Genomic DNA, 20,087 nt, shown 5'->3' with positions numbered 1-20,087 from the left:
CGGCTCCGCGCAGGAAGGATGTTCTGATGCGCACCCAGCACACGGCCCGCATGGGCCTCCTACTCGCCGCACTGGTCACCGGATGCGGCGCCTCCCCCAGTGCGTCGGCGCCGCCCGGCTCCCCGGAGCCCCTGCCCACCGTCACGCTGACCGACAAGCCGCCCAAGGAGCCGACCGACACCCTCCCGGAGACCGGCTGGGTGGCCGGCATGGTCACCAGCGGTGGCACCGGCCCCTGCTACGGCCTCGTCGCCGACGACGGCAAGCGCTACGCGTTGTACAACACCGACGGCATCTCGCTGGCCCAGGGCGCCCGCGTCCGGGTCAAGCTGGAGACCACGCTGCTGAAGATCTACTGCGGTCCGGGCGAGCTGATGGCGATGACCGCGGCCGAACCGATCGGATGATCCGGCCCGGGTTCACCAGCGCCACGCGCCCGGCGTGACAGCGGAGCATACGCTTTCCACATGGACGACTCGGTGGTACTAGCGGAAGGGCCGTGGACCCACCGCTTCGTCGGCGCCAACGGCAGCCGGTTCCACGTGGTCGAGATGGGCACCGGGCCACTCGTCCTCTTCCTGCACGGCTTCCCCGAGTTCTGGTGGGCCTGGCACGACGTGATGACCCGCGTCGCCGACGCGGGGTTCCGGGCCGCCGCCATCGACCTGCGCGGTTACGGCCTGAGTGACAAACCCCCCCGGGGATACGACGGATACACCATGGCCGCCGACGTGACGGGTCTGATCCGTGCCCTCGGCGAGCGGTCCGCCACCATCGTCGGCGCCGGGGCCGGCGGGATGATCGGGTGGGCCGCCGCAGCGTTCCACCCCAAGTTGGTCAATCGCCTGGTGGTGCTCGGCGCGGCGCATCCGCTGCGCCTGCGGGCCGCGCTGTTCGCCGATCCGCGCGGTCAGTTCGCCGCTTCCGCCACCATTCTCAAATTCCAGATCCCGAGGTACGAGCACGTCCTGACCCGGGACGACGCCGCGCTGATCGGCGAGCTGATGCGGCATTGGAGCAGTCCCGCCTGGGCGGCGTCGGACGGGTTCGCCGACTACTCGTACCGATGCCGTCAGGCGATGCAGATACCGCAGGCCTCGTTCTGTGCGCTGGAGGCCTATCGCTGGGTGGCGCGCAGCGCGCTGCGGCTGCAGGGGTACCGGTTTGTGAAGCTGATGCAGCAGCCGCTCGGGATGCCGACCCTGCAGCTGCACGGTGAGCTGGACACGGCGATCCTCCCGCGGACGGCGCAGGGGTCGGGGCGGTATGTGACCGCGCCCTACGAGTGGCGTCTGCTCCCGGGCGCGGGGCACTTCATCCACCAGGAGCAACCGGATCTGGTCACCGGCGAGATCCTGCGGTGGTTGAAGACCCCGTCCTGAGCCGCCTCACTCCGGGACCGCGTCGACCTGAGCCCTCGCGCCGTCCAGGACGCTGCCCCGTCTCAGCGCCGGCGCTCGCCCCTGTCCTCGTACCCGACGCTGGCCTCGCTTCTCAGACCCGATGCTCGTACAGGTCGCGGATCTCGGTCGCCGGGGCCCAGCCCTGGTAGACGCCGTAGTCGAACTCCTCCAGCCCCAGCTGACGGGCCACCGGCGCGCGGCCGCCGGTGTACTCCAGCCGCAGCCAGGTATCCGCCTCGGCGAGCACGATGAACGGCTCGCCCCGCCAGGTGCACAGGGTCCGGACGTACGCCACCTCGTCGTACTCGTCCGGCTCCAGGACGCGCACGTAGCGCCCGGGCTTGACCTCGGTGAAGCCCTCCGCCTGGCGGGTAGCGTAGATCCGCACCTTGTCGCCGTCCGGCACCGCGTCGTACTCCTGGCCCTGCCAGGTCACCACGTACCCGTCACGCATCATCAGTGCTCACCCACCCGGCGCCAGAGCGGCCCGTCCGCGTCGAAGATCGCCAGCATCCGCTCGTTGCCGTCCGCGTCGATCCGCCACAGCTGCGCACCGTGCGGCAGCCGCACGCTGTCCACCTTGAACTCGGCGATGACGTCGCGTCCCTCGCCCGGCGCGAACCCGTTGCCGCGGAACGGCGGGCGCTCGATGACCCAGCCGTCCATGGCACGCAGCGCCTGCTCGTTCTGCCCGCCGTAGGGAATCCGGTACAGGCTGGGCCGGAACGCCGGCCAGCGCAGCACGAACGCCTCCTCGGCGTCGATCCGGAACGGCGAGTTCTCGTAGTTCAGCCCCAGGGCGCCGAACAGCTCGGCCGGCGTCCGCAGGTGCTCGACCTCGGACGCCCGGTGCACGAAACCGGCCACCCGGTCGTAGCCCCGGTCCAGGTAGTAGTCGACCTGCTCGGCGGCGATCGTCTTCTGCATGACCGTGGCGTGCTGCGCCTCGTCACTCGCCGGCTCCGGAGCAGGCACCACCTCGGCCGCCTCCTCGACGGACGGCCCGTCGACCGGGTCGGCGCCGAGGCCGGCCTCGGCCGCCCAGTTGGCCAGCGCGATGATCTGGGCGCCCGGGTACTTCGCGCCGACCGGGGTACCCGGGTTGACGGCGAACGACCAGTGCGGGTCGGGCCAGTTCCGGATCAGCTCGAAGAACCGGGCGCCGACCGTGCGGGTCGGCTCGCCGTAGTGCTCGGAGAGCCGGTCCTTGCTGGTGAAGACGATCAGGAACTTCTCGCCCCCGACCTCCTCCGGCTGGAAGGCGAAGCCGGACTCCCCGGGCGCGCTGCCCGGACGGGAGTGGTGAGCCACCGGGACCAGCACGTTCGCCAGCAGCAGCGTGGAGAGGAAGACGTCGGTGTTGCCGGCGTCGGCGGCCTCCTGCAACTCCCGCTCGGTGTCGTTGGCCGGGACGAAGTCGTCGTGGTTCCGGCCGCCCCGCCCCGGACCGGACCCGCCGCCGGTCGCCGAGCCGGCGACCCCGAGCCCGGAGGACCCGGAGGCCGGCGCGGCCGAGGCGGCCGGCGTGAGCGAGATGATCTGCGTGGCATGTGCCTGGTTCGCGTACGCCGAGGCGGGGCTGCCCTGCGGCGGCATGCCGAACGCGGGGCCGGGGGCCGGCGGCGCGAAGGCGGAGGCGCCGTACGCCCCGGCCGCGCCGCCGACAGCCGCCGGGCTGCCGGGGGTCGCCGGGCCGCCGGCAGCGCTTCCCAGGCCACCGGCAGCACCCACGCCGCCGGCGGCCGCCGGGCTGCCCGGAACTGTCGCCGGGCTTGCCGGAGCCGCGTAAGCCGAGACCGGGCTGCCCGAAGCCGGGTAAGCCGGCGCGGAACCGCCGGGGAAAGCCGCGCCGGAGACGGGGGCGCCCGGTCCCGAGGCCTGGCTACCCGGCCCGGAGGCCCCGAAGCCGCCCGCGCCGTAACCGGAGTCAGGGCCCCGACCGGCGCCGGAGGCGCCCGGGATCACCGGCGGGACCAGACCCGGACGGCCACCAGTCGCGGGCGGACCCGACCGGTCGCCACCGGCCGAGCCGAAGTCGGAACGCGGCAGCGCCGGAGCCGGGCCGGATGGGCCGAACCGGTCAACCGCGGAGACGTCGCGCTGCGCGAGATGGGGATCCGGAGCCGGGGTACGCCCGCCGGTGAGCGCCTGCGCCGCGGCCGCCATGGAGGACGGCCGCTCGGACGGCGGGGTCACCTGGCGGCGGGGCAGGGCGCCACCCGGACCGTTGGGCGGGATCGGGGCGTTCGAAGCAGGCGCACCCGAGTTCTGTGCGCCGTAGGCGGGAGCACCGGCGCCCGGCGCGCCCAGCCCGGGAGCGCCTGAGCCCGGCGCGCCGTGAGCCGGGGCACCCTGTGCGCCGTAGGCGGGAGCACCGGAACCGGGCGCACCCGGCCCGGCGGCACCCGAACCCGGCGCGCCGTAACCCTGAGCACCCGGCGCGGGAGCATCCGAACCCGGGGCGCCCGGAGCCGGAGCACCCGAGGCCGGGACGGCCGGCGTCACCGCACCTTGCGCCGCCGCGGCCTGCGGCGACGCCGGTCCCTGCGGAAAGCTCGGCGTGGACACGGCCGCGGGCATCGTCCGCGGATTGGTGAACCCGGAGAACGACGTCGTCTGGCCGGGGCCCGCGGTCTGCCCGGGCTGGCGCCGCGGAAGATCGGAACCGCCGCGGGACGGCATCGGCGTGCTCCCGGATCCCGCCGGCACACCCGCCCCGGCTCCGGCCTGGACGGCCGCGCCACGGCCACCGGGAGCACCAGAGGCGAGGTCCGGCCCGCGGCCGCTCCCGATCGCCGCCCAGCCCGGGTCGACCTGCGCCTCAGCCGGGTCGTACGGCTTGACGTGCTCGGGGATCGGCGGCGTGTTGGCCATCGGAGTACGCACCGGAAGCGGCGCGTTCAGGTCCTGCAGGGGCCCACGCGGGTCATTTTCCGGCCCGAAGGGCACCGAGTCCGAATTCCATCCGGGCGTGGCCATGCCACTGCTCGCCGGGGTCCGGGCCGGCAGCCCAGAGGCTCCGGGCGCGGAGGCCGGAGCGCCGGGGAACTCCCGTGGCACGGCCGGCGCCTGGTAAGCCGCCGGCACCCGCTCATCGGGACGACCCGGCTGTCCTCCCGGACGACCTGCTGGCTCCGCGGGACGGCCGTGCTGCTCACCGAGGCGGCCCGGGGCGTCTCCCGGGCGAGCGAGCGGCTCGCCCGGCCGGCTCGACGACACATCTGGGCGGCCCAGCGGCTCGCCCGGACGACCCGGCGCGGAAACCGGCGCGGCCGCGGCCGGCGCCGCGGAAGTGGGGTGAGCGGACGGATCGCCCGAACCGGGCGTACGAAGAGGCAAGCCGGACGGCGTGGTGGGCCGAGTCGGCAGACCCGGCGCTGCCGCCGGAAGACCACTCGGCTGGGCTCCACCCGGCCCGGGCGCGGCGGCGCCAGGACCGAAGCCGGGCGCGCCACCAGGACCGGAAGGCGCACCGCCGGGACCGAGCTGAGAAGCCCCGGCCGGAACCGGCACCCCGCCGGGCTGCGGCAGGCCAGGCTGCGGCAAGCCGGGCTGAGCGCCCGGCTGCGACGCACCACGTTGCGGCAGGCCGGCCGGAGTCAGGCCGGGCTGACCGCCCGGTTGCGGAAGGCCGGGCTGAGGAGCGCGCGGACCGCCCTGGCCGGGCGCCGGCACGCCGTTCGGACCGCCGGAGGCCCCGGCCGCATACGCCGGGTAAGCCGGCGCGGCGCCGTTCGCCCCCGCGGCGTCATAGGTCGGCCCGCCGGGACCCTCACCGGCTCGCTTGGCCGCGAGCGCGGCCGCACCCAGCTCTTGGATCTTGGAAGTGCCGTGCACCTCCCGGCCCGGACCGCGGGTCGGCAGGCGGAGGTCACCGCGCGCTAGCTGGGCGACGAACCAGGCCGGCAGATATCCCTCGATCGGGAGACCGGGGTTGACCGCCAGCCACCACTCCAGATTCGGCCACGTGTTCGCGAGCTCCGCATACGGCACTCGACGGGACGAACCGGTGTAATCGGAGAGACAGGCGCGTAACGCCTCCAGTGAGGTGAACGCCAGAACATGCGTGCGCCCACCGGTGCTCCAGGTGCCCCAGCCGAGCGGCGCCAGACCGGCGAGCGCATCGGCCGAAACCGGCAACAGGAGGTCGACACCGGCGAGGATGCGGAAATAGGACTCCTGGTCGTCGATGCGCAACGCGTCGCGCATCGCGACCTCGGCGTCCGTAACCGGCTCCCACTCGGACACGTCCACCTCTCCCCACGCGTACGGCTGAGCCATCTCAACGCGTATAACCTACAAGGCCAAACCGCAATGACAATGGGCGGCAGTGCGCTGACAGCCGAGTTGTATCCGGGCGCGCCCGGTTCCCGGCCACGCCGAGCCGGTACGCGCGCTCCAATCGCCCGGCGCAATGATCCAACAACCGATGGTAGCCGTGTCAACCGCCCGGACCAGTACGCGAACGGGCGACCTCAACCCACCCGTTCCGGACCATCGGGAGCGCCCGAACGGGTAGAGGAAAAGTCACTGGAACCGTTGTGCCGCCGCGCGCTCGGTCGCCACGTAGTCGGCCGCCGACTCGTCCACCGCCACTTTGATCTGGCGCAGGATGCTCTCCAGATCGGCCGAGGCGGCCCGCCACTTGGCCTGCCGCTGCGCGTACGCCTCGCGCGCCTCGCCGGCCCAGCTCTCCACCAGCGGAGCGGCATCCTGCTCCAACTGGTCGAGCTGGGACCGCAGGGTGCCGAGCGCCTTGTCGATATCGGTGCCGGCCTGCCGCAGGGCACCGAAGTTGACGAGCAGAACACCGTCGTTCACCAGAATCCTCCTGCAGAGAAATAGAAAGTCAGAGCGGCAGCGTGAAGGTGCCACCGGTACGGGCGACGCGGCTCGCGGCCTCGGAGTCGGCGGCCTGATAGCCGGCCCCGGACGCGCGGATCGACTCGGCGGTCTCGGCCAGCGCGCTGTTGAGACTCCGCAGGTCGGCCGCATACTGCGTCCTCACCTGCTCGAAGGCGGACGCCCCCAGCCCCTTCCACGCGCCGTTGAGCATCGACAGCTCGGACATCAGCGTGCTCAGCATCTGTTGCAGCGCACCGTTGACCTGGTCGAACTTCGCCGCGGTGCTCACCATCACCGCGGATTGCGCCTGGGTGTAGGCCATCTCCGAGGTCACCCCCGATCTCCGTTGTGGACAGTTGCCGAGACGGCACACGCATCGACGTGTGTCATCAGAATAACCACCTTGAACAGGCCACTAGTCTCAGCGTGATCACCTGCTCACGGTTCGGCCCCGACGCTAGGCGACCGGCTGCCGGCGACGAAACCCCCGAATCCAGACCTGTGGATAACTGCCGCCTGTGGACAACGGAAACGGCTGATCCGGATTTCGCCATACCATGGGCCGCGCAAGTAGATCGACGCCCATCACGATCAAGGGGGTGCGCATGGCCACCGATCCGGCGACACCACGGCGGTCGGCCGGCTCCCCACACGCCCCCGGCGTACGGATCCATCAGGTCGTCGCCACCCAGGTGGCCGCCGTCCTCGTGCTGATCGGCATGGCCGCCGGCGGCACCGCGCTGATCGCGCCGGCGGCCGGGGCCACGCTCCTGCTCGCCCTGACCTGGCTGCGCCCCCGCGGGCGCTGGGCGTTCGAATGGCTCACCGCCGGCCTGCGGTTCCGCGCCCGCCGCCGGGCGGCCGCCACGGTGCTCGGGCTCGCCGTCCCGGGCATCCGGCTGACCTCGGCAGATCTCCCGGGCGGACCGGCAGCGGTGCTCGCCGACGACTTCGGACTCACCATGCTCCTCGAGGTCGGCGATCCGGCCGGCCTGCTCGCCGAGGCCCGGCACGAGCTGCCCGCCCCGTGGGAGCTGCTGCCCGCTGACGGCCGGGAGCGACCACCCTGCCGGGTCCAGCTGCTGCTGGCCGGCGCACCCGCACCGGCAGCCGTCGCCGCGAGCGGACCGGTCACCGGCTCCTATCAGATGCTCGGGGCGAACCACACGCTCGCGCACGCCAGGGCGCTGCTGACGATCAGCGCCCTGCGCACCGAGGACTGGCCGGACGGCGAGCTGCGCCGGGCGCTCATCGGCCTGGTGCGCAGGGTGGCCAAGCGCCTGGCGGCGCAGCCGTTGGACCGGGCAGCGGCGATCCGTGCCATTGCCGATTCGACGTACGCCGATCCGGCTGCCGGAGTCCGCGAGGAGTGGACGGTGCTGCGGGCCGGCGGGCTCTCCCAGGTGACGTTCCACGGGCGCACAACGAGCGGGGCGGCCCCCACCGGCGAGTTGTTGAGCCGCCTGCTCCAACTGCCGGTCGCGGTGACCACGCTGGCGCTGACCGCCGACCTGCCCGGGCCCGCGTCCACCGATCCACCGCTGATCGGCCTGTCCGTGCGGCTGGCCGCGCCGGAGCCGGCCACACTGGAGGCTGCCACGACCGCCCTGCGCCGGCTGACCGCCGACGCGCACCTGCGCCTGCGCCGAAGAGACGGCGACCACCTGCACGGCCTCACCGCCACGCTGCCCCTCGGCAGGTCAGGCGACCCGCCCCGGGCCGGCCCGGGCTGGGCCGCGAGCGCACACCCCGACGGGAGCACACGGAACGGCGAGGGCACGCCGGCCCGCAGGACCGGACGCAACGACAGTCTGGTGCTGCCGACCACCTGGGCCGGCGTGGCGATAGGCCGCAACCGGCTCGGCCACCCGCTCCCGATCCGGCTGTTCCGCCCGGCGCACACCGAGGTGCTGCTGATCGGCGGTCTCCGCTGTGCCCAGCTGCTGGTCTTCCGGGCGCTGGCAGTCGGCGCCCGGGTGCTGGTGCGCAGCCACCGCCCGCGCGAGTGGCTGCCGTTCGTCCGTGCCGCGTCCGTCCCCGACGGCACCATCGCTCTCATGCCCTCCCCGCACCCGGTCGAGCTGCCGCCCGGCTCCCCGCTGCGCCCGCTGCTCACCATCCTGGATCTCGCAGCGCCGAAAGCCTCCGCATCCGGCCCGGCCGCCGACCGCGACCCTGAACCGCCCGACGCCCCGCCCGACCTCGGCTCCGCCCCGCCCGACGTCCCGCCCGGCCTCGGCTCCGCCCCGCCCGGCTTCCCGCCCGACCGCGGGTCCGCCCCGCCCGGCACCACACTCACCCGGACCGGCCGCACCGGGTATGGCGAACCCTGGGAGACCACAGTCATCGTCCGGAGCGGGCTCGCCGACTCAGACATCCCGGCCGCGATCAGGGCCGACCTGGTGGTGCTCCAGCCGATCCGCACGGACGAGGCCGAGCTGATCGGATCCGCGCTCCACCTCGGCGACGCCGGCGCGCGGCTCGCCCGGATCCGGCCGGGCGCCGTCGGCATCGTCCGTGCGCACGCTGTTCGATGGGCCGAGCTGTCGCCGACTCCGATCGAGAAGATCCTGATCGGCGACCCGAGCCGATCGGCAGGTGAGCGATAGAAGTCAATATGCCGGAATCTCCGGCGACCGGCGGATGAGGATCGCGGAGTGTCGTGCCCGCTACTGGCACGGCCGTGGCACGATCCCGTGCCATGGGCATCATCATCCGGCTCGTGATCACCGCGGTCTCGCTGTGGATCACGACCCTGATCATCGACGGGATCGACCTCACCGCGGAGACCGCGGCCGGCAAGGCCGGCACGCTCCTCGCGGTGGCGGCGATCTTCGGCCTGGTGAACGCGGTCCTGCGGCCGATCATCAAGACGGTCGGCTGCGGGCTCTACGTCTTCACGCTGGGCCTGATCGCGCTGGTCGTGAACGGTCTGCTGTTCATGCTGACCAGCTGGATCGCAGGCCGGCTCGACCTGGGCTTCCACGTCGACGGCTTCTGGCCCTCCGCGCTCCTCGGCGCGCTGCTCGTCGGCATCGTCAGCTGGCTGCTCAACATGCTCGTCCCGGACGGCGACGACTGACGAACCCGGCCACCACGGGGGCGGGCGCCGGTCGGCGCCCCGCCCCCGCGCGCACATCCGGCCGGCAGCGCGGGCGCCCGCGCGGACAAGACAGGCGCGACGACGAAGGCGCGACACGGCGACCGACGATCCGGACGACGCGACGGCGTCACACCGGGCAAGGCAGCGCGCGGGCAGGCCGGCGCGAATGGGGCGAGACGCGACGGCCGGCACACGAACGGACGCCACCGGTCAACACGCGAACACGCAGGGCAAATGCAGGCCAGTGAGCCCCGATTGGCCTCGTGACCTGGAACATACGCAAGGACCGCATCCGCAATCCGCCCTTACCGTGAGGGGCATGAGCGACGAGCGGCGCGGATATCTGTACGGCTTCACGGCGTACGCCCTCTGGGGTTTCTTCCCGATCTATTTCAAGCTGCTCCAGCCCTCCCCGCCGCTGGAGATCCTCGCTCACCGGGTGATCTGGTCTGTCGCGTTCGTGGCCCTGCTGCTCACCGTGATGCGGAACTGGAGCTTCCTCGGCCGCGTCCTGCGCACCCCGCGCCTGCTCGGCGGGATCGCCGCGGCGGCCCTGCTGATCGGCGTCAACTGGGCCACCTACATCTACGGCGTGAACTCGTCCCGCGTCGTCGAGACCGCGCTCGGCTACTTCATCACCCCGCTGGTAGTGGTCCTGCTCGGCGTGACCGTGCAACGCGAGCGTCTGCGCGCCTGGCAGTGGATCGCTGTCGGGATCGGCGGACTGGCGGTCGCGATCCTCACCGTCGATTACGGACATCTGCCGTACATCGCGCTGGTTCTCGCCGCCTCGTTCGGCTCCTACAGCCTGATCAAGAAGCGGATGTCGCTACCGCCGGCCGAGGGGCTGTTCATCGAGTCGGCGGTGCTGGCGCTGCCCGCGCTCGGTTACCTGACCTGGCTCAATGTGGACGGTGGCGCCGAGTTCGGCCACGTCTCCGCCACGCACACGGTGCTCATGCTCTTCTCCGGCGTGGCCACCGCCGTACCGCTGCTGCTCTTCGCCTCCGCGGCGAACCGCGTGCCGCTGGTCGGCCTCGGCATCCTGCAGTACGTCGCGCCGATCCTGCAGCTCGCCTGCGGGGTCCTGATCTACCACGAGCCGATGCCGGCCGCCCGCCTCGCCGGTTTCGGCCTGGTCTGGATCGCGCTGATCATCTTCACCGCGGACGGCATCCGCAGCGCCCGCGCCTCGGCCCGTTCCCGGGCCGCCGCTGCCGCCGAAGCCACCGCAACCCCGGCCTGACCCATCCTAAAAGCCAACAAATCCGATTTTGTACGTCCGCAGCACCGGCCGAAAACGCTGCGGAACCGGCCTGAGCACCGTCACCGGGGACGATAAGTCAACATGACCTTGCCGTCCGAGCGGACCAGTTCCACCCGATCCAGCCCCTCCACCGAGAAATGCGTGCTCCCCTGCATCCGGAACTCCGCCCCGGGACGCGCCATCCACGACCCCAACTGCTCGTTCTGAGCGTCGGGACCATAGGCCACCAGGCGAAACGTGTACGGCTTCTCGGACTCGGCATACCGGCAGACCATTTCCACCCGGGTCCCGCCACCGGTCCCGTTGAGCTTGATGTTCGCCGAGATCGGCGACGCCGGATCGACAGCTGACATCGCCACCGCCGGCCCGGTCGCCGCGCTTCCCGGCTCCGGCCGGTTCATCAGCCACAACGTGACCCCACCGCCGAGCACGACGATGAGCAGCACCGCCGCCAGCGTGCTCACCAGCCGTGCCGGGAAACTCCGGACCGCCGGCCGATGCGCCGGCGCCGCGGGTTTCACCGTCGTCAGCGACGGATCCAGCAGCCGGGCGAACTCGTCGGCGTCGAGCCGGTCGAGCATGTCGGGGACACGGGACAGGTCGGCCACCGCCTCCCGGCAGAACGAGCACGTCGCGAGGTGCTGCTCGTATGCCGCGCGCTCCGCCGGTGACAGCGCACCGAGGACGTACGCGGCGTCGTCGTGCCCGTCCTCGCATCGCATCTGTCGCCTCCAGCCGGCTTCCCCGTCGTCCGTCCTCTGGTACGCGACAACCGGCGTGGAGGTTCAAATATCGCTTAAAGCCGCACCTCAAACTGTAGCGATCCGGTCACGTAACAGTGCCGGGGCTGCGGAAACAGTGTCAGGCCGTAGCGGATTCGCCACCGGAGAGCGCCTCGGCGACATTGCGCGCCGCGGCGGTCAGCTTCGCCCGGACCACCCGCGCCGAGGTCAGCATCTCCGCGGCCGGCATCGAGCACGCGAGCACCAGCCGCCGCTCCATGTCCCGATCGGCCACGACCACGACGGCCGCCGAGGCGAGCCCCTGCCGGAACTGCCCCATCTCGATCTGCATGCCGCGCCGCTCGCCCGCCGCCAGGTCGGCCTCCAGCGCCTCCGCTGTGGTCAGCGTGGTCGGTGTGAACGCCCGCATCCCGTAGTCCCGCAGGTACCGCGACCGCTGGTCGGGCGTGAGTGTGGCGAGCAGCGCCTTGCCCAGCGCGGTGGCGTGCCCGCCCTCGTCGAAGCCGGGCGCCACGTCGTCCAGGAACGGCGACCGGGCGCCCTCGGCCGACGCGGTCACCGCGATCCGCCCGCCGACGAACCGGCCCAGGTAGTGGCTGTACCCGGTGTCCAGCGCGGCACGGCGCAGCGCGTCGCCGACCGCGGGCGGGCCACGGAACGCCGACACCAGCTCGCGATACCGGTCCGCGATCTCCAGGCCGACGATGTAGGTGCCGTCCTCGCGGCGGATCACGTAGCCCTCGTAGGCCAGCGTGCGCACGAGGTGATAGGTCGTCGCGACGGTCAGCTCACAGCGCCGGGCGATCTGTTTCACCGTGAGCCCGCGCGGAGCCCGGCCGACCGACTCCAGGACGCGCAGGGCACGCGACACGCTCCGGATGAGATCTGACGGCTCCGCTAGGGGGTCACGCACAGCTACCTCCGAGGCCAGGGACTTACACCATATGAAGAAACATCCGGCGACGGAATGCCAAAAGCATGTGGATCACGATCGATTTGCACAGCGGGTGTGATCAATAGAACGCGACGTGTCCGAACGTGCCCGAATTGACTTAGTCTGCGTCCGATGCCATCCGCCTCGAATCGCCCGCAAGTCCCCGCACCGACCAGGCAAAACGCCACCCGGGCCACGGTCGGGGCCCTTACCACGACCATTTCTGTTTCGATACCGGTCTTCTTGGTCGGCGGTTTGGCCGTTCAGGTGTGCGAAGAGCTTCATTTCAGCCCGGCCGGTCTCGGTCTCGTGGTCTCCGCCTACTTCGGGGTCAGCGCGCTCGCCTCGGTCCCGGCCGGGGTGCTGGTCGAGCGCCACGGCGCCACCCGGATATCGCGCGCCGGCATCGCGCTCTCCGCCGCCTCGCTGATCGCCGTCGCGGCCGCCGCGCGCTCACTGTGGAGCCTGCTGGTGATCCTCGCGGTCGGCGCGGCCGGCAACGCGATGGGCCAGCTGGCCAGCAACACAAGCCTGTCCCGGCAGGTGCCGGCGCACCGGCAGGGCCTCACGTTCGGCGTGAAGCAGGCCGCCATCCCGGTCAGCACCCTGCTGGCCGGCGCGGCGGTGCCGGCCGTGGCCCTGACCGCCGGCTGGCGCTGGGCGTTCGTCCTGGCCGGTCTGCTGGCGTGCGCGGCGATCCTGCTGGTGCCGGTGGAGCCGTCGTCCCCACGCAGGTCACGGGAGCACGGCCAAGCCACCGGGGCGCTGATCGTGATCGGTCTGGCGGCCATGCTGGCGGCGGGCTCGGCCAACGCGCTCGGCACGTTCCTGGTGTCCTCGGCGGTCTCCCACGGCATCGATCCGGCCTCGGCCGGCCTCGCCCTCACGCTCGGCGGCGCGATCTGCGGCGCGGCCCGGATCGTCGGCGGCGCGCAGGCCGACCGCCGGCCGGACCAGCAGGTGGGGACCATCGCGGCGCTGCTCGCCTGCGGCGCGTTCGGGTTGGCGCTGCTTTCGGTAGCCGGCTCCGGCGCCCTGACCGCCGGAGTCGTCCTGGGCTTCGGCTTCGGCTGGGCCTGGCCGGGCCTGATGACGTTCGCCGTGGTCCGCCTGCATCCACAGGCCCCCGCCGCGGCCACGTCGATCACCCAGACCGGCGTCTACGCGGGTGGCTGCGTCGGCCCGCTCGCCCTGGGCGCGGTGGCGGGCGGAGCGGGCTATCCCACGATGTGGACAGTCGCCTCGAGCGCCATGGTAGTGGCCGCCGCGCTCATGCTCGTGGGCAGCTGCCTGCTCCGCAGGCACGCCGGATGACAATTCCCGGAAGTCCGGTCGCCGGTTCGCACGGCCGGCGACACGAGGGCCGGTCGCCGGTTCGTACCGGTGGGCGGCGCGGGGACGGTCGTCAGTTCGTACGGTCGGCGATGTAGTCGCAGAGAGACTCCATGGCCCGCTTCGCCTCACCGTCCGGCAGCGGCGCGAGGCGGGCCCGGGCCGCCTCGGCATAACCCCGCACGGCCTCCCGGGCCTGCTTCATGGCCGCCGACTCGCGCAGCAGCGCGAGAGCCTCGGCGTGCAGCCCGTCGTCGGTGATCGGCCCGCCGGAGAGCAGCTCCCGCAACCGGACCGCCGCCGGATCCGCGTCGTCCCCGGCCAGCGCGTAGAGCACCGGCAGCGTGGGCACGCCCTCGCGCAGATCGGTCCCCGGCGTCTTGCCCGACTGGATCGACTCGGACGCTATGTCCAGCAGGTCGTCGGAGAGCTGGAAGACCAGCCCGATGAGCTCGCCGTACCCGGCGAGGGCCTCGACGACCTCGGGCCGGGCCCCGGAGAAGAGCCCCCCGAAGCGGGCCGCGGTGGCGATCAGCGACCCGGTCTTGTCCGCGATCACCTGTAGATAGTGCTGGATGGGGTCGGTGCCGCGCGGACCGACGGTTTCCGCGATCTGGCCGTGCACCAGGCGGGAGAACGTCTGCGCCTGCAGGTGCACGGCCTCGGTGCCCAGCTTGGCGGCCAGCTCCGCGGCCTGCGCGAACAGGTAGTCCCCGACCAGGATGGCGACCGAGTTCCCCCAGCGCGCGTTGGCGCTCGGCGTGCCCCGGCGGACCGGCGCCTCGTCCATGACGTCGTCGTGGTAGAGCGTCGCGAGGTGGGTCAGCTCCACCACGTTCGCCGCGTCGACCAGCTCGGGGCGGGACGGGTCGCCGAACTGGGCCGCCAGCGCGACCAGGATCGGCCGCAGGCGCTTGCCGCCGGCGTCGGCGAGATGACGCGCGGCCTCGGTCACCAGCGGATCGGCGCTGGCGACGTGAGCCCGCAACGCCTCTTCCACAGCGGCCAGCGTCGCCGACACCGACGCGTCCATGGCCGGATCGACGTCGAGGCCCAGCGACGACAGCGTCAGCTCACCGGTGCTCACCACGCTCCCACGATGCCATACCGGCCCGCCGGATTCTGTCCCAGGGGTACGACTCACAAGATCAAAACTCACCTTTGGCCCGGCCCGTCCCGGCCCGCGCGGCCGGCGTCCCACGTGATGGACCGGTCGGCCAGATTCTGGTGTTCCAGATGGCAAAACCGGGGCCGCCCCGGCCGCGCGTCGCCGGTCCGGATCGATCGAACACCCTCGGTCCGGCTCGGCCGCTTCGAGAGCCGCGGCAGCCGGATCCCCCGGCCGGCGTCGCGTCGTCCCGGCTCCGCGGTCCGCCAAGCGGGCCGGGCACTCCACGGTGATGATCTGAATTGGACACGATCAACGACAGCGGCCCCGGCTGCATTGAGCCGGGGCCGCCGCTGACCGCGGAGATCACCGCACGAACTGAGAGGCCTCACGCGTCAGGTCGATCAGCGGCGCCGGCACCACACCGAGCGCCACCGTGACGATCACCCCGAGGCCCAGCGCCGCCGAGGTGAGGAAGCCGGGGATGGACACCGCCGGGGTGGTCTCACCGGGCTCGGAGAGCCACATCAGCACCACCACCCGCAGGTACGGGAAGGCGATCAGCATGCTGGTGACGACACCGAAGATGACCAGCCAGGTCTGTCCGCCGGCGACCGCCGCCCCGAAGACCGCGAACTTGGCGGTGAAGCCACTGGTCAGCGGGATGCCGGCGAAGGCCAGCAGGATGAACGTGAAGACGCCGGCGAGCAGCGGGCTCTTCCGCCCGATCCCGGCCCAGCGGGACAGGTGCGTCGCCTCGCCGTCCGAGTCCCGGACCAGGGTGACGATGGCGAACGCGGCGAGCACCGAGAAGCCGTACGCCACCAGATAGAACATGGTGCTGCTCAGGCCGTCCGGGTTGAGCGCCAGGACACCGACCATCAGATAGCCGGCGTTGGCGACCGACGAGTAGGCCAGCAGCCGCTTCATGTCGGTCTGGGTGACCGCCAGGATCGCGCCGACCAACATGGTGAGCGCCGCGACCGTGCCCAGCACCGGCTGGAAGTCCCAGCGCACCCCCTCGAACGCCACGTAGAGCACGCGGAGCAGCGCGCCGAACGCGGCGACCTTGGTGCAGGCCGCCATGAACGCGGTGATCGGGGTCGGCGCGCCCTGGTACACGTCCGGCGTCCAGATGTGGAACGGGGCGAGCGCGCTCTTGAAGAGCAGACCGATCGCGACCAGGCCCAAGCCGCCGTAGAGCAGCAGCTGGCTGCGTTGCGGGTTGGCGGCCGCCTGGTGGATGACGCTGAGCTGGACGCCGCCGGCGTAGCCGTACAGCAACGCGATGCCGAACAGGAAGAACGCCGAGGCGTACGACCCGAGCAGGAAGTACTTGAGGGCGGCCTCCTGGCTGAGCAGGCGCCGGCGGCGGGCCAGCGCGCACAGCAGGTACAGCGGCAGCGAGAAGACCTCCAGCGCCACGAACATGGTGAGCAGGTCGTTCGCCGCGACGAAGAGCAGCATGCCGCCGAGCGCGAACGCGGCCAGCGGGTACACCTCGGTGAGGCCCGGCTGGCCGGCCGACTGCCGGCTGTCCTTGTCCGAGCCGACCAGGACGGCCGCCTGGGCGACGAACGCGCCGCCCGCCTCCACCGAGCGCTCCCCGATCAGGAACAGCGAGACCGCGCCGAGCACCAGGATCGAGCCCTGCAGGAACACGGTCGGGCCGTCGATCGCCACCGCGCCGCCGATGGTGACGATCCGGGTGTTCCGGTTGATCACCAGGACGGTCAGCGCGGCCGCCACGCCCAGCAGCGCGAGCACCAGCTGGACGGCGTTGCGGGACCGGCGCGGGACGAACACCTCGACGAGGACCCCGAGGCACGCCACCCCGAAGAGGATCAACATGGGCGCCAGCGCGCCGTAGTCGATCGGGGGCAGTTTGAGCTCTCCCATGGTTATCGGCCAGCCTTTCCGTCCGCGACCGTCGGGGTCGGGTCCTGCGTGCCGACGTCCTGCAGGGTGGCCTGCACCGCCGGGTTGATCACGTCGGTGACCGGCTTCGGGTAGAAGCCGAGCACCAGCAGGAGCACGATCAGCGGGGCGACCACGACCTTCTCCCGCAGCGTGAGGTCCTTGCGCATCGCCGGCACGGCGTCCAGGGCGGGGTTGAGCGTGCCCTGCGTGGTTCTCTGGATCATCCAGAGGACGTACGCCGCGGCCAGCACGATCCCGGCGGTGGCGATCACCGCGTACGGCTTGTGCGTACTGAACGTGCCGATCAGCACCAGGAACTCACTGACGAACGGGGCGGTGCCGGGCAGCGCCAGCGAGGCCAGACCCGCGAAGAACAGCACCCCGGCCAGCACCGGAACCAGCTTGCCGGCTCCACCGAAGTCGCTGACCAGCGCCGATCCGCGCCGGGCCACGAACATGCCGACCACGATGAACAGCAGGCCGGTGGCCAGGCCGTGGTTGACCATGTAGAGCACCGAGCCGGTGCCGCCCTGCGTGGTGAACGCGAAGATGCCGATCCCGATGAAGCCGAAGTGCGCGATCGACGTGTACGACACCAGGCGCTTCAGGTCGTTCTGGCCGACCGCGAGCAGCGCCGCGTAGATGATCCCGATCACCGCCAGGACCAGGGCGGCCGGGGCGAACCAGCGCGACGCCTCGGGGAACAGCGGGAGGCAGTAGCGCAGGATGCCGAACGTGCCGACCTTGTCCATCACGCCGACGAGCAGCGCGGCCGCACCGGCCGGGGCGGCGCCGCCGGAGTCCGGCAGCCAGGTGTGGAACGGGAAGAACGGCGCTTTGATCGCGAAAGCCACGAAGAAGCCCAGGAACAGCCAGCGGGCGGTGTCCGTGTTGATCGACCCACCGGCCTTGACCAGTGCCTCGAAGTCGAACGTGTGCCCGCCGACGACCCACAGCCCGACCACCGAGGCCAGCATGAACAGGCCGCCGACCAGGCTGTAGAGGAAGAACTTCACAGCGGCGTACTGCTTCTGGCCGGAGCCGAAGGAGCCGATGATGAAGTACATCGGGATCAGCATGATCTCGAAGAACACGTAGAACAGGAAGATGTCCGCCGCGGCGAACACTCCGATCATGGTGAACTCGAACGCCAGCAGCAGGGCGAAGTAGGTGGGCGCGGACCGGCGGCTGGAGTCCACGTCGTGCCAGGACGCCAGGATCACCACCGGGAACAGCACCGCGACCAGCATCAGCATCACCAGCGCGATGCCGTCGGCGGCGAAGGTGAAGTTCGCTCCCCAGGCCGGGATCCAGGAGTACGACTCGTGGAACTGGAATCGGTCCTGGCTGTCGACGGTGAAGGCGACCCACATGACGATGCTGAGCGCCAGCACGACCAGCGACCAGATCAGCGCGACCAGCTTGGCCAATTCGGCCTTGGCCCGCGGGATGCAGGCCACCACGACGGCCCCGACCAGCGGCAGGAGCGTGAGGATAGAGAGGAACGGGAAATCTTTCACGCCAGCCACCCCAACTGGATCGCGAGGAAGGCGCCGACCACGAGCATCGCGCCGGTGAGCATGGAGAGGGCGTACGACCGGACGAACCCGGTCTGCAGCCGCCGCAATCGCCCGGAGCCGCCGCCGACACCCGCCGCCAGCCCGTTGACCAGGCCGTCGATGCCCTTGCCGTCCAGGTAGACCAGGGCCCGGGTGAGGTAGACGCCGGGCCGCTCGAACACCGCCTCGTTGAAGGCGTCGGTATAGAGGTTGCGCCGGGCCGCGGTGACGACGAACCCGGCCGGCTCCGGCGCGAGCGCGGTGCCGTTGCGGAACAGTGCCCAGGCCAGACCGGCCCCGGCCACCGTCACCAGGATGCTGAGCAGCGTGATCCAGAGGCTCTCGTGGTGCTCCGGCGCCTCGCCGAAGACCGGGTTGAGCCAGTCCACCACGGTCGTGGACATCACCCAGCCGGCCACCACCGAGCCGAGCGCCAGCAGGACCAGCGGGATCGTCATGATCGCCGGCGACTCGTGCGGGTGCGTGTTCTCCTCGGTGTACCGCTCGGGTCCGTGGAAGGTGAGCACGAAGAGCCGGGTCATGTAGAAGGCGGTCAGTCCGGCGCCGAGCATGGCCGCCCCGCCGAACAGCCAGCCGGTCCAGCCCTCCCGGTCGAACGCCGCCGCGATGATCGGCTCCTTGGTGAAGAAGCCGGAGAGCGGCGGGATGCCGATGATCGCCAGCCAGCCCGTCATGAAGGTGAGCCAGGTGGTCCGCATGTGCTTGCGCAGGCCGCCGAAGCGCCGGATGTCGACCTGGTCGTGCATGCCGTGCATGACCGAGCCGGCGCCGAGGAACATGTTGGCCTTGAAGAAGCCGTGCGCCAGCAGGTGGATGATCGCCAGGGCGTACGCCGCGCCGCCGAGCCCGACGCCGAGGAACATGTAGCCGATCTGGCTCACCGTCGACCAGGCCAGCACCCGCTTGATGTCGTCCTTCGCGGCCCCGATGACGCAGCCCATCAGCAGCGTCAGCGCACCGACGCCGACCACCACGAGCTGCAGCGTCTCGTTGGCCGAGAAGATCGGGTGGGAGCGGGCGATCAGGTAGACGCCCGCGGTCACCATCGTCGCGGCGTGGATGAGCGCCGACACCGGGGTCGGACCCTCCATCGCGTCGGGCAGCCAGGCCTGCAGCGGGAACTGGCCGGACTTGCCGGCGGCGCCGAGCAGCAGGAGCAGGCCCATGATCAGCACCGTGGTGGCGCTCAGCGAGGCGACCCCGCCGAAGACGTCCGCGTACCGGGTGCTGCCGACCGTGGTGAACATCAGGAAGACGGCGATCGCCAGGCCGGCGTCCCCGACCCGGTTCATCAGGAACGCCTTCTTGCCGGCCGTGGCCGCCGACGGGCGGGTGTACCAGAACGAGATCAGCAGGTAGGACGCCACACCGACGCCCTCCCAGCCGAAGTACAGCATCACGTAGTTGTTGCCGAGGACGAGCAGCAGCATCGCCGCGACGAACAGGTTGAAGTAGCCGAAGAACCGCCGGCGGCCCTCGTCGTGCGCCATGTACCCGACCGCGTACAGGTGGATCAGCGAGCCGACTCCGGTGATCAGCAGGACGAAGACGCCCGACAGCGGATCGAAGAGCAGGCCGAAGTCCACCTTCAGGCGGCCCACGTCGATGAAGTCGAAGAGGCTGAGCTCCGCCGACCGCTTGTCGGCTGGGAGTCCGCCGAGCTTGATGAAGAAGATCAGTCCGAGTACGAACGACGCGGCGACCGCGAGAACGCCGAGCCAGTGACCCCACTTGTCGGCCCGCCTGCCGAGCAGCAGCAGGATCGCCGCGCTGGCCAGCGGGATGGCCACGAGCAGCCAGATGCCGCTCAGCACTCCCGTAGCGGGGGCGTAGGTGTGTTCCACAACAGGCC

The 20,087-nt window shown here is 71.6% G+C and carries 16 protein-coding genes; 6 read left to right on the top strand and 10 right to left on the bottom strand.

Annotated features, from left to right (window positions below):
* Positions 1-26: 26 nt before the first annotated feature.
* Positions 27-407, top strand: coding sequence for a hypothetical protein (locus tag Asi03nite_RS13965; RefSeq protein WP_203679910.1), 381 nt, complete (start codon positions 27-29; stop codon positions 405-407).
* Positions 408-467: 60 nt separating this feature from the next.
* Positions 468-1,382, top strand: coding sequence for an alpha/beta fold hydrolase (locus tag Asi03nite_RS13960; protein ID WP_203679908.1), 915 nt, complete (start codon positions 468-470; stop codon positions 1,380-1,382).
* 112 nt (positions 1,383-1,494) lie between these two features.
* On the opposite strand, the gene Asi03nite_RS13955 is transcribed toward Asi03nite_RS13960, so the two are convergent.
* The 4 genes from Asi03nite_RS13955 to Asi03nite_RS13940 form a co-directional block, all read right to left on the bottom strand.
* Positions 1,495-1,860 carry a UCP033725 family protein gene (locus Asi03nite_RS13955; protein ID WP_203679906.1) on the bottom strand — a complete coding sequence of 122 codons (366 nt, stop codon included), beginning with the start codon at positions 1,858-1,860 and terminating at the stop codon, positions 1,495-1,497.
* A complete protein-coding gene (locus Asi03nite_RS37830; protein WP_239102671.1) occupies positions 1,860-5,684 on the bottom strand; it encodes an SseB family protein in 3,825 nt (1,274 codons plus the stop codon). The genes Asi03nite_RS13955 and Asi03nite_RS37830 overlap by 1 nt, the downstream gene beginning before the upstream one ends.
* A gap of 246 nt (positions 5,685-5,930) precedes the next feature.
* Positions 5,931-6,224: a WXG100 family type VII secretion target gene (locus tag Asi03nite_RS13945; RefSeq protein ID WP_203679904.1), complete on the bottom strand. Its 294-nt coding sequence runs from the start codon at positions 6,222-6,224 to the stop codon at positions 5,931-5,933.
* 28 nt (positions 6,225-6,252) lie between these two features.
* Positions 6,253-6,582 (bottom strand): WXG100 family type VII secretion target, encoded by a 330-nt coding sequence (locus tag Asi03nite_RS13940; protein ID WP_373872109.1) that lies wholly within the window; start codon positions 6,580-6,582, stop codon positions 6,253-6,255.
* Positions 6,583-6,853: 271 nt separating this feature from the next.
* Here Asi03nite_RS13940 and Asi03nite_RS38505 point away from each other — a divergent pair, with 271 nt between their 5' ends.
* From Asi03nite_RS38505 to rarD, 3 genes are all read left to right on the top strand, one after another.
* Positions 6,854-8,857: a type VII secretion protein EccE gene (locus Asi03nite_RS38505; RefSeq protein ID WP_203679902.1), complete on the top strand. Its 2,004-nt coding sequence runs from the start codon at positions 6,854-6,856 to the stop codon at positions 8,855-8,857.
* A 92-nt stretch (positions 8,858-8,949) separates the two neighbouring features.
* Positions 8,950-9,330 carry a phage holin family protein gene (locus tag Asi03nite_RS13930; protein ID WP_203679901.1) on the top strand — a complete coding sequence of 127 codons (381 nt, stop codon included), beginning with the start codon at positions 8,950-8,952 and terminating at the stop codon, positions 9,328-9,330.
* A gap of 340 nt (positions 9,331-9,670) precedes the next feature.
* Complete coding sequence (gene rarD, locus Asi03nite_RS13925) at positions 9,671-10,597, top strand: EamA family transporter RarD (RefSeq protein WP_203679899.1); 927 nt, start codon at positions 9,671-9,673, stop codon at positions 10,595-10,597.
* An 80-nt stretch (positions 10,598-10,677) separates the two neighbouring features.
* On the opposite strand, the gene Asi03nite_RS13920 is transcribed toward rarD, so the two are convergent.
* Positions 10,678-11,340, bottom strand: a complete 663-nt coding sequence (locus Asi03nite_RS13920; RefSeq protein ID WP_203679897.1) for an anti-sigma factor family protein — start codon at positions 11,338-11,340, stop codon at positions 10,678-10,680.
* Between the two features lie 139 nt (positions 11,341-11,479).
* A complete protein-coding gene (locus Asi03nite_RS13915; RefSeq protein ID WP_203679895.1) occupies positions 11,480-12,274 on the bottom strand; it encodes an IclR family transcriptional regulator in 795 nt (264 codons plus the stop codon).
* A 153-nt stretch (positions 12,275-12,427) separates the two neighbouring features.
* On the opposite strand from Asi03nite_RS13915, the gene Asi03nite_RS13910 reads away from it, so the two are divergent.
* Positions 12,428-13,609 carry an MFS transporter gene (locus Asi03nite_RS13910; protein WP_203679893.1) on the top strand — a complete coding sequence of 394 codons (1,182 nt, stop codon included), beginning with the start codon at positions 12,428-12,430 and terminating at the stop codon, positions 13,607-13,609.
* 91 nt (positions 13,610-13,700) lie between these two features.
* Here Asi03nite_RS13910 and Asi03nite_RS13905 read toward each other — a convergent pair whose 3' ends face one another.
* The 4 genes from Asi03nite_RS13905 to nuoL form a co-directional block, all read right to left on the bottom strand.
* Positions 13,701-14,660, bottom strand: a complete 960-nt coding sequence (locus Asi03nite_RS13905) for a polyprenyl synthetase family protein (RefSeq protein WP_203680108.1) — start codon at positions 14,658-14,660, stop codon at positions 13,701-13,703.
* 441 nt (positions 14,661-15,101) lie between these two features.
* On the bottom strand, positions 15,102-16,634 hold the full coding sequence (gene nuoN / locus Asi03nite_RS13900; protein ID WP_203679891.1) for an NADH-quinone oxidoreductase subunit NuoN: 1,533 nt from the start codon (positions 16,632-16,634) through the stop codon (positions 15,102-15,104).
* A gap of 2 nt (positions 16,635-16,636) precedes the next feature.
* On the bottom strand, positions 16,637-18,175 hold the full coding sequence (locus Asi03nite_RS13895; RefSeq protein ID WP_203679889.1) for an NADH-quinone oxidoreductase subunit M: 1,539 nt from the start codon (positions 18,173-18,175) through the stop codon (positions 16,637-16,639).
* Positions 18,172-20,079, bottom strand: a complete 1,908-nt coding sequence (gene nuoL / locus Asi03nite_RS13890; protein ID WP_203679887.1) for an NADH-quinone oxidoreductase subunit L — start codon at positions 20,077-20,079, stop codon at positions 18,172-18,174. The genes Asi03nite_RS13895 and nuoL overlap by 4 nt, the downstream gene beginning before the upstream one ends.
* Between the last annotated feature and the right edge of the window lie 8 nt (positions 20,080-20,087).

Source organism: Actinoplanes siamensis, from assembly GCF_016862395.1.
Classification (GTDB): Bacteria; Actinomycetota; Actinomycetes; order Mycobacteriales; family Micromonosporaceae; genus Actinoplanes; species Actinoplanes siamensis.
This window is presented reverse-complemented; position numbering and strand designations above follow the sequence as displayed.